Annotated in this window: 12 protein-coding genes; 5 read left to right on the forward strand and 7 right to left on the reverse strand. The window is 69.4% G+C overall.

Going from position 1 to position 13,410, the window contains the following annotated elements; all coding sequences use genetic code 11:
* Positions 1-53: 53 nt before the first annotated feature.
* Together M0L44_RS13675 and argS are read right to left on the reverse strand one after the other, a co-directional pair.
* Positions 54-788, reverse strand: a complete 735-nt coding sequence (locus M0L44_RS13675) for an SPOR domain-containing protein (protein ID WP_252770260.1) — start codon at positions 786-788, stop codon at positions 54-56.
* On the reverse strand, positions 785-2,485 hold the full coding sequence (argS, locus tag M0L44_RS13680) for an arginine--tRNA ligase (RefSeq protein WP_252770262.1): 1,701 nt from the start codon (positions 2,483-2,485) through the stop codon (positions 785-787). Before argS ends, M0L44_RS13675 begins: the two co-directional genes overlap by 4 nt.
* Positions 2,486-2,610: 125 nt before the next feature.
* Between argS and M0L44_RS13685 the strand changes: the two genes are divergently transcribed.
* Together M0L44_RS13685 and M0L44_RS13690 are read left to right on the forward strand one after the other, a co-directional pair.
* Complete coding sequence (locus M0L44_RS13685; protein WP_252770263.1) at positions 2,611-4,008, forward strand: serine/threonine-protein kinase; 1,398 nt, start codon at positions 2,611-2,613, stop codon at positions 4,006-4,008.
* A gap of 142 nt (positions 4,009-4,150) precedes the next feature.
* Positions 4,151-4,489, forward strand: coding sequence for a PsiF family protein (locus M0L44_RS13690; RefSeq protein WP_435526419.1), 339 nt, complete (start codon positions 4,151-4,153; stop codon positions 4,487-4,489).
* A 92-nt stretch (positions 4,490-4,581) separates the two neighbouring features.
* Here M0L44_RS13690 and M0L44_RS13695 read toward each other — a convergent pair whose 3' ends face one another.
* Complete coding sequence (locus tag M0L44_RS13695; RefSeq protein ID WP_252770265.1) at positions 4,582-4,854, reverse strand: hypothetical protein; 273 nt, start codon at positions 4,852-4,854, stop codon at positions 4,582-4,584.
* A 92-nt stretch (positions 4,855-4,946) separates the two neighbouring features.
* Positions 4,947-5,855, reverse strand: coding sequence for a LysR family transcriptional regulator (locus tag M0L44_RS13700; RefSeq protein ID WP_252770267.1), 909 nt, complete (start codon positions 5,853-5,855; stop codon positions 4,947-4,949).
* Between the two features lie 91 nt (positions 5,856-5,946).
* On the opposite strand from M0L44_RS13700, the gene M0L44_RS13705 reads away from it, so the two are divergent.
* The gene (locus M0L44_RS13705; protein WP_252770268.1) at positions 5,947-6,633 is read left to right on the forward strand and encodes a haloacid dehalogenase type II; all 687 of its coding nucleotides are present in this window, start codon (positions 5,947-5,949) and stop codon (positions 6,631-6,633) included.
* A 53-nt stretch (positions 6,634-6,686) separates the two neighbouring features.
* The gene (locus tag M0L44_RS13710) at positions 6,687-8,903 is read left to right on the forward strand and encodes a malate synthase G (protein ID WP_252770269.1); all 2,217 of its coding nucleotides are present in this window, start codon (positions 6,687-6,689) and stop codon (positions 8,901-8,903) included.
* Positions 8,904-8,964: 61 nt separating this feature from the next.
* Here M0L44_RS13710 and M0L44_RS13715 read toward each other — a convergent pair whose 3' ends face one another.
* Complete coding sequence (locus M0L44_RS13715) at positions 8,965-9,726, reverse strand: sulfite exporter TauE/SafE family protein (protein ID WP_252770270.1); 762 nt, start codon at positions 9,724-9,726, stop codon at positions 8,965-8,967.
* A gap of 267 nt (positions 9,727-9,993) precedes the next feature.
* On the reverse strand, positions 9,994-11,670 hold the full coding sequence (locus M0L44_RS13720) for a GMC family oxidoreductase (protein WP_252770429.1): 1,677 nt from the start codon (positions 11,668-11,670) through the stop codon (positions 9,994-9,996).
* A 123-nt stretch (positions 11,671-11,793) separates the two neighbouring features.
* On the opposite strand from M0L44_RS13720, the gene M0L44_RS13725 reads away from it, so the two are divergent.
* Positions 11,794-12,699: a LysR family transcriptional regulator gene (locus M0L44_RS13725; RefSeq protein WP_252770271.1), complete on the forward strand. Its 906-nt coding sequence runs from the start codon at positions 11,794-11,796 to the stop codon at positions 12,697-12,699.
* An 8-nt stretch (positions 12,700-12,707) separates the two neighbouring features.
* Here the strand turns inward: M0L44_RS13725 and M0L44_RS13730 are convergent, their stop codons facing one another.
* Entirely contained in the window at positions 12,708-13,346 is a 639-nt protein-coding gene (locus M0L44_RS13730) for a MarC family protein (protein WP_252770272.1), read from the reverse strand.
* Between the last annotated feature and the right edge of the window lie 64 nt (positions 13,347-13,410).

The following is a 13,410-nucleotide window of genomic DNA, read 5'->3' on the forward strand; positions in this document are numbered from 1 at the left end:
GGGGAAGATCCTTGTAAAGGGGAAGGGTGCCGAGGGCCGCCGGTGACCGTGCTTCAGGGCTGGGCCTTGCTGCGCTCCACCCGCACCAGGGCCGAATCCATGCCCGCACCCTTGAGGCGGTCCTGCTGGCGTTCGGCTTCGTCCCGGTTGTCGAAGGGCCCCAGGCGGACCCGGTAGACATTGCGCCCGGCCTGCTCGCGCTCGGACACCTTGGCCACCAGCCCCTGCATGGCCAGACGCGCGCGCTGCTGCTCGGCATCGTTGGCGTTGGAATAGGCCCCGGCCTGGACGAAGTAGAGGAAGGGATCCGCGCCGGCGGCTGCGGGTTCCGCCGGCTTGTCGGCATGGGCCGACACCGGGGCTCCCGACAGGATGGCCGCCGGGTCGCGCTTGGACTTGGCTTCCACCGGGGCGGGCGCGGGTGACACGGCGGAGGCGGGCTTGGCCGCCGACGCCGGCTTGCCCACCACGGCCACCGGCACCGGCGAGGAGGCCCCGCCGACATAAGGCAGCGGCGCGCTGCCGGCCTCGGAAGCGGCCATGGCCGGACGGGGCGCCTGCTTGCCGGCCAGGCCGGCGTTGGGGTCCCAGGTCTTGAGCTTCTCGGTCTCCTGGGCCTCCTGCTCGGGGGTGCGGTGGCCGACCTTGTCCATGAAGGGCACCGGCACCTTGGCGATGTAGAGCGCCACCCCCAGGGCGATGGCCAGGCCCACCAGCAGGCCGACGATCATGCCCAGGACGAAACCACCCCGCTGTGCCTGCCGGCGGGCACCGCTGCCGAGCTTCATGCGTTCTCCTGTTGTTCCGCGCGAACCATGGATTCTGGGGCGCTCACGCCCAGCACCGCCAGCGCGTTGCGCAGCACGTGGCGCGTGGCCGACAGCAGGGCCAGGCGGGCTTGCGCCAGCGCCTTGTCCTCCACCAGGAAGCGCTCAGCCGCGTAGTAGCTGTGGAAGGCTGCGGCCAGGTCACGCACATAGAAGGCCACGTCGTGCGGCGCCAGCGAGGCCGCCGCCGAGCTGAGCATCTCGGGGTATTCGGACAGCTTGAGCATCAGCGCCAGCTCGGCCGGCGCGGTCAGCAGCGACAGATCGGCGCCCTCAGGCGACAGGCCCTGGGCTGCACCCTGGGCCAGCACCGAGCAGATGCGGGCATGGGCGTACTGCACGTAGAACACCGGGTTCTCGTCGTTCTGCTTGAGCGCCAGGTCGATGTCGAAGGTGAACTCGGTGTCGGCCTTGCGGCTGATCAGGAAGAAGCGCACCGCGTCCCGGCTGGTCCAGTCGATCAGGTCGCGCAGCGTGACGTAGCTGCCTGCGCGCTTGCTGATCTTGACCTCGGCGCCGTTGCGCATCACCCGCACCATGGTGTTGAGCACGTAGTCGGGGTAGCCCTGGGGGATGCCCAGGCCCACGCCCTGCAGGCCGGCACGCACCCGGGCGATGGTGCCGTGGTGGTCGGTGCCCTGGCAGTTGATGACCTTGGTGAAGCCGCGCTCCCACTTGGCGATGTGGTAGGCCACGTCCGGCACAAAGTAGGTGAAGGAGCCGTCGGTCTTGCGCATGACCCGGTCCTTGTCGTCCCCGTCGTCGGTGGAGCGCAGCCACAGCGCGCCATCCTTCTCGTAGGTCTTGCCCGCGGCGATCAGCGCGTTGACGGTCTTCTCGACCCGGCCGCTGGTGTAGAGGCTGGACTCGAGGTAGTAGTTGTCGAACTGCACGCTGAAGGCCTGCAGGTCCAGGTCCTGCTCGTGGCGCAGGTAGGCCACGGCGAACTGGCGGATGCCGTCCAGGTCGTCCGGATCCCCCGAGGCGGTGAACTCGCGGTCGTCGGCCTTGACTGTCTTCTTGGCCAGGAAATCAGCGGCGATGTCGGCAATGTAGTCGCCGTTGTAGGCACTTTCCGGCCAATCAGCGTCGCCGGGTTTGAGCCCCTTGATGCGGCACAGGGTGGAGTTGGCCAGCGTGGCGATCTGCACGCCCGCGTCGTTGTAGTAGAACTCGCGGGTGACGTCCCAGCCCTGGGTCTGGAACAGGTGGCACAGGCTGTCGCCCAGCGCGCCCTGGCGGGCATGGCCCACATGCAGCGGCCCGGTGGGGTTGGCCGAGACGAACTCCACCATCAGCTTCTGGCCATTGGCCGGCTGGCGACCGAAGGCGTCGGGCGCGGCCAGCACCTCGGCCACCACGGCCTGCTTGGCCGCCGGGGCCAGGCGCAGGTTGATGAAGCCGGGGCCGGCGATCTCGAGCGCGGACACCCAGCGCTCGAAGGCCGGCTGCGCCTTCAGGGCGGCCACCAGCTGCTCGGCCACGGCACGGGGGTTGGAACGCAGCGGCTTGGCCAGCTGCATCGCCACGGTGATGGCCAGGTCGCCATGGGCGGCCTGCTTGGGCGATTCGAATTGGGGGGTGAGGGCGGCGTCAGGGGCCAGCTGCGCGACCGCAGCGGCCAGCGCGCGCTGGAGCTCTGCCTTGGCTTGGATCATGGGCGGATTCTAAGGTTGCGCCTGCCGAAAAGCCGGACGCTGACCGCTCTGTTCCGGCGCTGGACCTGTCAGAGTGCTGGCACAGTGGGGACTCTTGAACGACCGTCCCGCCCGGGCGTGCGCCCATGTCCTCGACCGTCTCGCCCACCCACTCGAATCCGACCCGCTCCGGCCGCCACGAATCCACCGTGACGCTGGCGCTGCAGCCGGATCTGCCGGCGCACATCGGCAAGTACCGGGTGGCTTCGCGTCTGGGCACCGGGGCCACCAGCGAGGTCTTCCTGGCGCACGACCGCTTCAACGACCGGCCGGTGGCGATCAAGCGGGTGCAGGCCCGCCCCCATGCCACCGAGGTGGAAACGCGCTTTTCCAACCGCTTCTTCGCCGCCGAGGCTGCCCTGGTGGGCAAGCTCAACCACCCGAACGTGGTGCAGCTGCTCGACGCGGTGGAAGAACCCGATTCCCGCTACCTTGTGATGGAGTACGTGCCGGGCGTCACGCTGCGGCACTTCTGCAGCCCGGAGCGACTGCTGTCGCTGGAACAGGTGGTGGAAGTGGGCTTCAAGTGCGCGATGGCCCTGGGTTACATGTACCGCCAGGGCCTGGTGCACCGCGACGTGAAGCCGGCCAACATCCTGGTCACCACCGACGGCGACGACATCACCGACCTGAAGATCAGCGACTTCGGCAGCGTGCTGGACCTGGGCTCGGACCAGACCCAGATCCACCGCGTCGGCTCGCTGGCCTACATCTCGCCCGAACAGCTCGATGGTGCGTCCGTGGACTGCCGGGCCGACATCTATTCCCTGGCCGCGGTGCTCTACCACCTGGTGGCCGGCCGCCCGCCCTTCGAGGCGGACAACCAGGGCGCGCTGCTCAACATGATCTGGCACCGCGAGCCCGACACCCTGGTGGGCAGCCGCGAGGGCGTGACCGAGGCGCTGGACCAGGTCATCCGCCACGCCCTGGCCAAGAAGGCCGAGGACCGCCCCGCCGACTGGGAGCACTTCGCCAACCAGCTCTCCGCCCTGATCACGAACAACGAGGTGCCCCGCGGCCCGCTGCAGCGGGTGCTGGACTCGGAACGTTTCACCCTGTTGCGCAGCCTGGACTTCTTCACCGGCTTCGGCGACGTGGAGCTGTGGGAGGTGGTGCACCGGGCGCGCTGGCAGCGCTTTCCGCTGGGCCACCACATCTACAAGGTCGGGCAAGAGGGGCGGCGTTTCCACATCATCGCCCAGGGCGAGGTGGAGGTCTTCCGCGATGGGCAGAAGGTGGCCAGCTTTGGCGCGGGCACCTCGGTGGGCGAGCTGGCCTACCTGGCACCCAGCGCCGAGTTGCGCAAGCATTCGGCCGACGTGGTGGTGAGCGAGCCCTGCACCACGATCTCCTTCACGCCCGATGCGCTGGAGCAACTCAGCGAACGCACCCGCCACCGCTTCGACAGCGGCTTCATCCGGGTGCTGGTGCGCCGGCTGCACGAGGCCCATGAGGCCCTGCGGCACCCGCAGCGCATCCTCTGATCCCCCGGCGTCCCCAGGCCAGTTGAGGCCTCTCCCCCACAGGAGGGTCAACGGGATGGGACTGTCCGCGTTGAAATGGTCAGGACAGTGTCATACGCTTGCGGCACTGTCCCACCCACCATCTCAAAATGCAGAGGACTTCATGAAGCACTTCATCCTGGCTGCCGCCCTGGCCTCCGTCGCTGGTTTCGCCATGGCACAAACCGCCGCCGCTCCGGCTGCTTCCGCCCCCAAGGTCAAGACGGCCCAGCAGAGCAAGATGGGCGCCTGCAACGAGCAGGCCGGCGACAAGAAGGGCGCCGAGCGCAAGGCCTTCATGAAGAGCTGCCTGAGCGCCAAGGCGCCGGAGGCAGCGGCCTCGGGCTCGGCCAAGACGGCCCAGCAGGAGAAGATGAAGACCTGCAACGCCGACGCCAAGGCCAAGAACCTGGCCGGCGCCGAGCGCAAGGCCTTCATGAAGGAATGCCTGAGCGCGAAGTGAGCTGTTGACGGCGGCTTGCCGCCAGAACGACAAAGCCCGGCCGAAGCCGGGCTTTTTTCATCGCGTCCGGAGTGCGGAGCGCGGGCCGGTCTTCACTTCTTCTGCTGTTCCAGCAGCTTGGTGTAGTCGGCCGACACCTTCTCGACAAAGGCCACCGCCGCCTGCTGCTGTTCGGTCTGGAACTGCACCAGCTTCTCGAACTGGTCGGCCGCCATGGCGAAAGGGGCGCCCGCGGGCCGCATCGAGTTGAGCAGGGTCTGCTGGGATTTCAGCACCATGGCCCAGGCATCCTGCGCCTGTCGGGCGGCGGCGCGGGATTGCTCCCACAGCGTCTTGGCCATTTCCATCTGAACCTTGTCCATCATCGGCGTCTCCTTGCAGACCGGTGGCACATGCCGGCCCCAGGCTAGCAGGCCGGTCGGGTCGACCGCAAGGGGAAAGCGCAAAACAGCCGCGCTCAGCGCCTGCCCCAGTAGGCGGCGTCGCCGTAGCTGTGCTTGAGAAAGTCGATCCACAACCGCACCCGCAGCGCCAGGTGGCGGGCGCTGGGGAAGACGGCGTAGATGCCGTTGGGCGGCGCCGCGAAATCGTCCAGCACGCTGAGCAGCCGGCCGGCCGCCAGGTCGGCCTGCACCTCCCAGGTGCTGCGCCAGGCGATGCCCAGGCCCTGCAGGCACCACTCGTGCAGCACCTGACCGTCGCTGCAGTCCAGCCGGCCGCGCGGGCGCAGGTACTGCACCTCGCCGTCGATGCGGAAGGCCCAGCCGCGGGTCTGGCTGGCGTCGGAGCTCAGCGTCAGGCATTCGTGCCGCAGCAGTTCGGACGGATGCTGCGGCTGGCCGGCCCGGGCCAGGTAGGCGGGTGATGCCACGCACAGGCGGCGGTTGTCGGCAAGGCGCACGCTGACCAGGCGCGAGTCCGGCAGGTCACCCACCCGCACCGCACAGTCCACCGCCTCGTTGACGATGTCCACCACCCGGTCGGACAGGTTCAGCGACAGCGTCACGTCCGGGTGCTCGGCCAGGAAGGCCGGCACCAGCGGCGCCACATGGCGGCGGCCGAAGCCGGCCGGCGCGGTCAGACGCAAGTGACCACTCGCTTTCACGCCGCCTTCGGACACGCTGGCCTCGGCGTTGTTGAAGTCGGTGATCAGGCGCTGACAATCTTCCAGGAAGGCGCTGCCCTCGTGGGTGAGGGTGATGCGCCGGGTGGTGCGGGTCAGCAGCTTGACACCCAGCCGGGCCTCCAGCGCATCCATGCGCCGGCCGATGATGGCCGGCGCCACGCCCTCGGCCTGGGCGGCCGCGCTGAGCGAGCCGCGGGTGGCCACGGCCACGAAGGTTTCCATCTGCTTGAGGCGGTCCATGGGGTCAGCGCGAGGATTCGAACCTTTTTGTCACGAATCAATCGACTTTGCGGCTATCAATGTTCTGGCAAGTATCGAATAGATTGTCGACATGGAAAAGCGCCCCCAGCCCCGTGCCGTGCTCTTCGACGCCTACGGCACCCTGTTCGACGTGTACAGCGTCGGGCTGCTGGCCGAGCAGCTGTTCCCGGGCGCGGGCGAGCGCCTGGCCCAGCTCTGGCGTGACAAGCAGATCGAATACACCCGGCTGGTGTCGATGAGCGGCACCTACCAGCCCTTCTGGACCCTGACCCGCAGCGCCCTGCAGTTCAGCGCCGAGAAGCTGGGCCTGACCCTGGCGCCCGAGGCCGAGGACCGGCTGATGAACGAGTACCGGCACCTGTCGGCCTTCCCGGAGAACCGCGAGGTGCTGCAGGCGCTGAAGGCGCGCGGCGTGCGCGCCGGCATCCTGTCCAACGGCGACCCCGAGATGCTGGCCATCGCGGTGCGCAGCGCCGGCTTCGGCGGCCTGCTGGACCCGGTGCTGAGCGTGCATGAGACCCGCCGCTTCAAGACCGACCCGACCGCCTACCAGGTGGGCCCGGACGCGCTGCAACTGCCCGCCCGCGAGATCCTCTTCGTCTCCAGCAACGGCTGGGACGCCATCGGCGCCACCTGGTCCGGCTTCACCACGCTGTGGGTGAACCGCGCCGGCGGCCCGCTGGAGCGGCTGGGCACCGAACCCACGCGCATCGGCCACAGCCTGCGCGACGTGCTGGACTTCTTTCCCGCGGCCTGAGGCCGCACCCCGTTTTCCTTCCCTTTCTTCTCTGACCGACCCGAGGTGACGATATGAACGCACGCACCACCATCCACGGCCTGCAGGTGGCCAACGAACTCTTCCGCTTCGTCGAGGACGAGGTGCTGCCGGGCACCGGCGTGGACGCCGCCGCCTTCTGGGCCGGCTTCGACAAGATCGTCGCCGACCTGGCGCCCAAGAATGCCGCCCTGCTGGCCGAGCGTGACCGCATCCAGGCCGAGATGGACGCCTGGCACCGCGCCCACCCGGGCCCCATCGCCGACATGCCGGCCTACCGCGGCTTCCTGGAGAAGATCGGCTACATCGTGCCCGAGCCGGCCTGCGTGAGCGCCACCACCACGAACGTGGACGCCGAGCTGGCCGTGCAGGCCGGCCCGCAGCTGGTGGTGCCCATCCTGAACGCCCGCTACGCCCTGAACGCCGCCAACGCGCGCTGGGGCAGCCTGTACGACGCGCTGTACGGCACCGACGCCATCCCCGAGGCCGACGGCGCCGAGAAGGGCCGCGGCTACAACCCGGTGCGTGGCGCCAAGGTCATCGCCTTCGCCCGCCAGGTGCTGGACCAGGCCGCGCCGCTGGTCAGCGCCAGCCATGTGGACGCCGCCGGCTACGCCATCGAGGCCGGCCAGCTGGTGGTCAAGCTGAAGAACGGCACCCACACCGGCCTGACCAACCCGGCCCAGCTGGTGGGCTACCAGGGCGAGGCCGCCGCGCCCAAGAGCGTGCTGCTGGCCCACCACGGCCTGCACCTGGACATCCAGATCGACCGCAGCACCCCGATCGGCCAGAGCGATGCCGCCGGCGTGAGCGACATCATCATGGAAGCCGCCCTGTCCACCATCCTGGACCTGGAAGACTCCGTGGCCGCGGTGGATGCCGAGGACAAGGTGCTGGCCTACCGCAACTGGCTGGGCATCCAGCTGGGCACGCTGACCGAGGAAGTGAGCAAGGGCGGCAGCACCTTCACCCGCCGCCTGAACGCCGACCGCGTCTACACCGCCCCGAGCGGCCAGGGCACTGTCGCCCTGCACGGCCGCAGCCTGATGTTCGTGCGCAATGTCGGCCACCTGATGACCAACCCGGCCATCCTGTGGGGCGCCGACGGCCGCGAGATCCCCGAGGGCATCCTGGACGCGGTGATCACCACCGCCATCGCGATGCACGACCTGCAGCGCCATGGGCAGAACGGCATCACCAATTCCCGCGCGGGCTCGGTCTACATCGTCAAGCCCAAGATGCACGGCCCAACCGAAGTGGCCTTTGCCAACGAGCTGTTCGGCCGCGTCGAGCAGCTGCTGGGCCTGCCGGCCAGCACCGTCAAGCTGGGCATCATGGACGAGGAGCGCCGCACCTCGGTCAACCTGAAGGCCTGCATCGCCGCGGCCGCCAGCCGCGTGGCCTTCATCAACACCGGCTTCCTGGACCGCACCGGCGACGAGATGCACACCGCCATGCTGGCCGGCCCGGTGATGCGCAAGGGCGACATCAAGGGCAGCGCCTGGATCGCCGCCTACGAGCGTCGCAACGTGCTGATCGGCCTGCAGTGCGGCCTGCGCGGCCGCGCCCAGATCGGCAAGGGCATGTGGGCCATGCCCGACCTGATGGCCGAGATGCTCAAGCAGAAGATCGGCCACCCCAAGGCCGGCGCCAACACCGCCTGGGTGCCCAGCCCCACCGCCGCCACCCTGCACGCGCTGCACTACCACCAGGTCAGCGTGGCCGAGGTGCAGCAGACGCTGGAAGCCGAGGCCGCCAGCATGGCCACCAGCGGCCTGCACGAGAAGCTGCTCAACGATCTGCTGACCATCCCCGTGGTGGCCAAAGCAACCTGGAGCGCGACCGAGCGCCAACAGGAGATCGACAACAACATCCAGGGCATCCTGGGCTACGTGGTGCGCTGGATCGACCAGGGCGTGGGCTGCTCCAAGGTGCCCGACATCAACGACATCGGCCTGATGGAAGACCGCGCCACGCTGCGCATCTCCAGCCAGCACGTGGCCAACTGGCTGCACCACGGCGTGGTGAGCGAGGCCCAGGTGCGCGAGACCTTCGAGCGCATGGCCGCCAAGGTGGACCAGCAGAACGCCGGTGACCCGCTGTACCTGCCGATGGCCGGCCACGCCGAGACCAGCTACGCCTACCGCGCGGCGCTGGACCTGGTCTTCAAGGGCCTGGCCCAGCCCAGCGGCTACACCGAGCCGCTGCTGCACGCCTGGCGCCTGAAGGTCAAGGCCGCCCGCCGCGCCTGAGCCCGCTGCGTTGCCTGACACAGGGCCACCCCACGGGGTGGCCCTTTTTCATGGGCGGACCTCAGTGCCCGAACGCGTCCCTGCCGGTCTTGAGGATCAGCAGACTGACCACCACGATGAACACGCCGCGCACGAAGCCGGCGCCGTGGCGCAGCGCCAAGCGGGTGCCCAGCAGGCTGCCGGCCACATTGGCCACGGCCAGCATCGCCGCCACCTGCCACCAGAGGTGACCCTTGGCGATGAACAGCGCCAGCGCGGCCGCATTGGTGGCAGTGTTGAGCAGCTTGGCCGCGGCCGAGGCGTTGAGGAAGTCGTAGCCCAGCACGCGCACGAACAGGAACACGAAGAAGCTGCCGGTCCCTGGGCCGAAGAAGCCGTCGTAGAAGCCGATGCCCAGGCCGATCAGGCCGGCGGCGGTGGCCTCCGCCCGGCCGGCCAGACGCGGGGCGTGGACCCGACCGAGGTCCTTGCGCAGCAGGGTGTAGAGCAGGATGGCCGCCAGCACGAAGGGCAGGGCACGGCGCAGGCTGTCGGCATGCACCTGGGTCAGTGTCCAGGCGCCCACGAAGCTGCCCAGCAGGGCCGCGCCCACCGCCGGCCCCAGCGCCGCCCAGCGCAGCTGCACCCGGCGCGCGAACTGGCCGGCCGCCCAGGCCGTGCCCCAGATGGCACCGCCCTTGTTGGTGCCCATCAGCGTGGCCGGCGGGGCCGCGGGATAGGTGGCGAACAAGGCCGGCACCAGGATCAGGCCGCCGCCACCCACGATGGCATCCACACACCCGGCCAGCCCGGAGGCCGCCGCCACCAGCAGCAAATCCCACATCGTCAGAGGTGCGCAAGCGCGAAACAGAGGCGCTTTGCACGCCGGAAATGAACAAGGGCGCCAGCGGTGGCTGGCGCCCTTGATTGTCACATTGTGACGATCCGGTCAGGTCCCGGTTGTCGGTCCCGCCGGATGGGCTGGCTTGAGTTCTGAGTCTCAGCCCAACGGTTTTTGTCTCCTCGGCCCCCTACAGCAGCGCACCACACAGGGGCTTATCGCTGAGAGTGGACGCACTTTAATGGCGCGGGGGCTTGAGGCACATCAGGGCTAACCCCGGTCCTGGCGAATCCAGCCAGCCGCCCGCTCGGCGATCATCAGCGTGGGCGAGTTGGTGTTGCCGCTGGTGATGGAGGGCATCACGCTGGCGTCAGCCACCCGCAGGCCCCGCAGGCCACGCACGCGCAGGCGGCTGTCCACCACCGCCATCGGATCGTCCGACCGCCCCATCTTGCAGGTGCCCACCGGATGGAAGATGGTGGTGCCAATGTCCCCGGCCAGGCGGGCCAGGTCCTCGTCGCTCTGGTACTGGACGCCGGGCTTGACCTCCCGCGGCCGGTAGGGCGCCAGCGACGGCATGGCGGCGATGCGGCGGGTCAGGCGCAGCGAGTCCGCGGCGACCTGACGGTCCTCCTCGGTGCTGAGGTAGTTGGCCAGGATGGACGGCGCGGCCTCCGGATCGGCCGAGGTGATCCGGATGCGGCCGCGGGAGCTCGGGTTGAGGTTGCAGACGCTGGCCGTGAAGGCATTGAAGCTGTGCAGGGGCTCGCCGAAGGCCTCCAGCGACAGCGGCTGCACGTGGTACTGCACATTGGGCCAGGCGTAACGTTCCGACGAGCGGGTGAAGGCCCCCAGCTGTGACGGCGCCATGCTCATCGGCCCGCGTCGGCGCAGCGCATAGTCCAGGCCGATTCGGGCCTTGCCCCACCAGGTCTGGGCCAGCGTGTTGAGCGTGGGCACCCCGTCCACCTGGAAGACCGCGCGGATCTGCAGATGGTCCTGCAGGTTCCCACCCACGCCGGGCAGCTCATGCACCGGGGTGATGCCCAGGCCGTGCAGGAAGGCACCATCGCCCACCCCGGAGCGCTGCAGGATGGACGGCGTGCCGACCGCGCCGGCAGCCATCACCACCTCCTGGCGGGCCCGCGCCACCAGCGGCGCACCGCCGCCCAGCGGCAGAACCTCCACCCCGGTGACGCGCGACGCACCGTCGGCATCGGTGTCGATCAGCAGGCGGCTGACGGTGGCACCGGTCCACACATGCAGATTGTCACGGTGGTCGCGCAACAGCGCTGGGCGCAGAAAGGCCTTGGCCGCGTTCCAGCGCCAGCCATTGCGCTGGTTGACCTCGAAATAGCCCACACCCTCGTTGTTGCCCCGGTTGAAGTCCTCGGTGGCCGGGATGCCGGCCTCCTGGGCTGCGGCAGCAAAAGCGTCCAGGATCTTCCAGGACAGGCGCTGGCGCTCGACCCGCCACTCGCCACCAGCGCGCCCGCCCTTGGGATCAAGGCCCGGCGCGGCGTGGTGTTCGCTGGCGCCACGCCAATGGTCCTCGTGGGCCAGGAAGGCGGGCAGGCACTCGTCCCAGCGCCAGGCCGCATCGCCCACCTGTTCGGCCCAACGGTCGTAGTCGCGTGACTGGCCACGCATGTAGATCATGCCGTTGATGCTGGAGCAGCCGCCCAGCACCTTGCCGCGCGGGTAGCGCAGGCGCCGGCCATTGAGGCCCGGGTCGGAATCGGTCTGGTAGAGCCAGTCGGTGCGCGGGTTGCCGATGCAGTACAGGTAGCCCACCGGGATGTGGATCCAGAGGTAGTCGTCCTTGCCGCCCGCCTCGATCAGCAGCACACGGCAGGCGGGATCGGCCGACAGCCGGTTGGCCAGCAGGCAGCCCGCGGTGCCAGCACCGACGATGACCACATCGAAGTCCTGGACGGCGCCCGGCATGCGGGCCGTGGAAGCGGTGTTTGATTTCAATTTGGCTTGTCTCCTGATGAAGCACTCTAGGCAAAGTAGCCGGGACTGAGCACACTTCTGCCCCAGCTCTCATTTCAAGATTCCTGAAATCGCATGCGTGCCGATCTGCGCCAGCTCCAGGCCCTGGTGGCCATTGCCGACCATGGCACCTTGGGCCGTGCCGCCGATGCGCTGCACTGCAGCCCCTCGGCCCTGTCCATGCAGCTCTCCGCCCTGGAGGCCCGCATCGGCCAGGTGCTGACCGAGCGCACCGGCCGCGGGCTGCGCCTGAGCGCCGAGGGCGAGCGCCTGCTGCCGGCGGCGCGCGACACGGTGCATGCCGCCGAGCGCTTTGCCCAGCTGGCCCGCGCGGCCCCGGTGGACGGCCAGCCGGCGCCGGCCGTGCCGGTGGTGGTGGGCACCATCCTGGACCCGCCGGCCATTCGGCTGGGCGAGTTCCTGCGCGCGGTGCGCGAACGGGGGCCGCAGCTGCACCCGGAACTGCGCCACGGCATCTCGGGCAGCGTGCTGCGGGAGGTGCAGGACGGCCGGGTGGACCTGGGCTTCTTCCTGGGCGAGGCCGAGGGCCCGGGCTGGCGGGTGCAGACCCTGGCCCCGGTGCGCTACGTGGTGGTGGCGCCGCGGGGCTGGCAGGGCCGACTGGAGGGACGGCGCTGGGAGGACCTGGCGGCCCTGCCGTGGATCGACACACCCAAGGAATCGGTGCACCACGCCCTGCTGCGGCCCATCTTCGGCGGGCGGCCTCGCAGCACCGTGGCCCGGGTGGACCAGGAGGCCTCCATGCTGGACCTGGTGCGGGCCGGCTTCGGCCTGAGCCTGGCGCGGGAAGCGGTGGCGCTGCGCGAGGCCCATGTGGGCGGACTGGCCGTGTCCCGCGAGCACCGACTGGACACCACGCTGTCGCTGGGCGCCCTGGAGAGTCAGGACGATCCGGCCCGGGCGGAGGCCCTGGACACCCTGTTCGAGGCCGCCGCCGCCGTCTGGCGCAGCGGCCCCTGAGCGGTCGCTCAACGGGCGTGCGACGTCAGCACCGGAAACAGCACGCCCAATCCGTCGGCCAGCAGCTCCACCGCCATCGCCGCCAGGATCAAACCCATCAGCCGCACCATCACGTTGATGCCGGTCTGGCCCAGCACCCGGGCGATGCGGCCCGCGGCCGAGAAGGCCAGGAAAGTGGCCGCGCCGATCACCACGCCGTAGCCCACCAGCACCGCGTGTTCCCAGAAGGTCCGCGTCTTCTCGGCGTAGATCACCATGGTCGAGATGGTGGCCGGACCGGTCAGCAACGGAATGCCCAGCGGCACCACCGCCACCGAGGCCCCGGATTCCGCCTTGGCCCGCCCCTGGTCCGCATCCCCTGGGCGGCTCTCACCGGGCCGGGCGTTGAGCATGTTCAGTGAAGACACCAGCAGCAACATGCCGCCGCCCACCTGGAAGGAGGCCACCGAGATACCGAAGAAGGCGATGATCTTCAGGCCGGCGATGCCGCTGATGGCGATGACCGCAAAGGCAGTCAGCGAGCTGACCCGGATCGTGCGTCGCCGCTCCTGAGGCGTCAGCCCCTGGGTGAAGTGAATGAAGAACGGCACCGCCCCGATCGGGTTGACGATCGCCAGCAGCGCAATCAGGGGCTTGATCAGGTCCATGCCGCCGATTCTGGCGGCAACTGTGGGTTTTTCGCAGCGTGAACCTCTCGGCGACGGGGCGCAA

The sequence above is a fragment of the Ideonella oryzae genome, from assembly GCF_024055665.1.
GTDB lineage: Bacteria > Pseudomonadota > Gammaproteobacteria > Burkholderiales > Burkholderiaceae_C > Ideonella > Ideonella oryzae.

Coding starts and splice junctions, on each gene's coding strand:
- M0L44_RS13690 (WP_435526419.1), top strand. CDS start 4,151: ATGAAGCACTTCATCCTGGCTGCCGCCCTGGCCTCCGTCGCTGGTTTC.
- M0L44_RS13705 (WP_252770268.1), top strand. CDS start 5,947: ATGGAAAAGCGCCCCCAGCCCCGTGCCGTGCTCTTCGACGCCTACGGC.
- M0L44_RS13700 (WP_252770267.1), bottom strand. CDS start 5,855: ATGGACCGCCTCAAGCAGATGGAAACCTTCGTGGCCGTGGCCACCCGC.
- M0L44_RS13685 (WP_252770263.1), top strand. CDS start 2,611: ATGTCCTCGACCGTCTCGCCCACCCACTCGAATCCGACCCGCTCCGGC.
- M0L44_RS13675 (WP_252770260.1), bottom strand. CDS start 788: ATGAAGCTCGGCAGCGGTGCCCGCCGGCAGGCACAGCGGGGTGGTTTC.
- argS (WP_252770262.1), bottom strand. CDS start 2,485: ATGATCCAAGCCAAGGCAGAGCTCCAGCGCGCGCTGGCCGCTGCGGTC.
- M0L44_RS13725 (WP_252770271.1), top strand. CDS start 11,794: ATGCGTGCCGATCTGCGCCAGCTCCAGGCCCTGGTGGCCATTGCCGAC.
- M0L44_RS13695 (WP_252770265.1), bottom strand. CDS start 4,854: ATGATGGACAAGGTTCAGATGGAAATGGCCAAGACGCTGTGGGAGCAA.
- M0L44_RS13710 (WP_252770269.1), top strand. CDS start 6,687: ATGAACGCACGCACCACCATCCACGGCCTGCAGGTGGCCAACGAACTC.
- M0L44_RS13715 (WP_252770270.1), bottom strand. CDS start 9,726: ATGTGGGATTTGCTGCTGGTGGCGGCGGCCTCCGGGCTGGCCGGGTGT.
- M0L44_RS13720 (WP_252770429.1), bottom strand. CDS start 11,670: ATGCCGGGCGCCGTCCAGGACTTCGATGTGGTCATCGTCGGTGCTGGC.
- M0L44_RS13730 (WP_252770272.1), bottom strand. CDS start 13,346: ATGGACCTGATCAAGCCCCTGATTGCGCTGCTGGCGATCGTCAACCCG.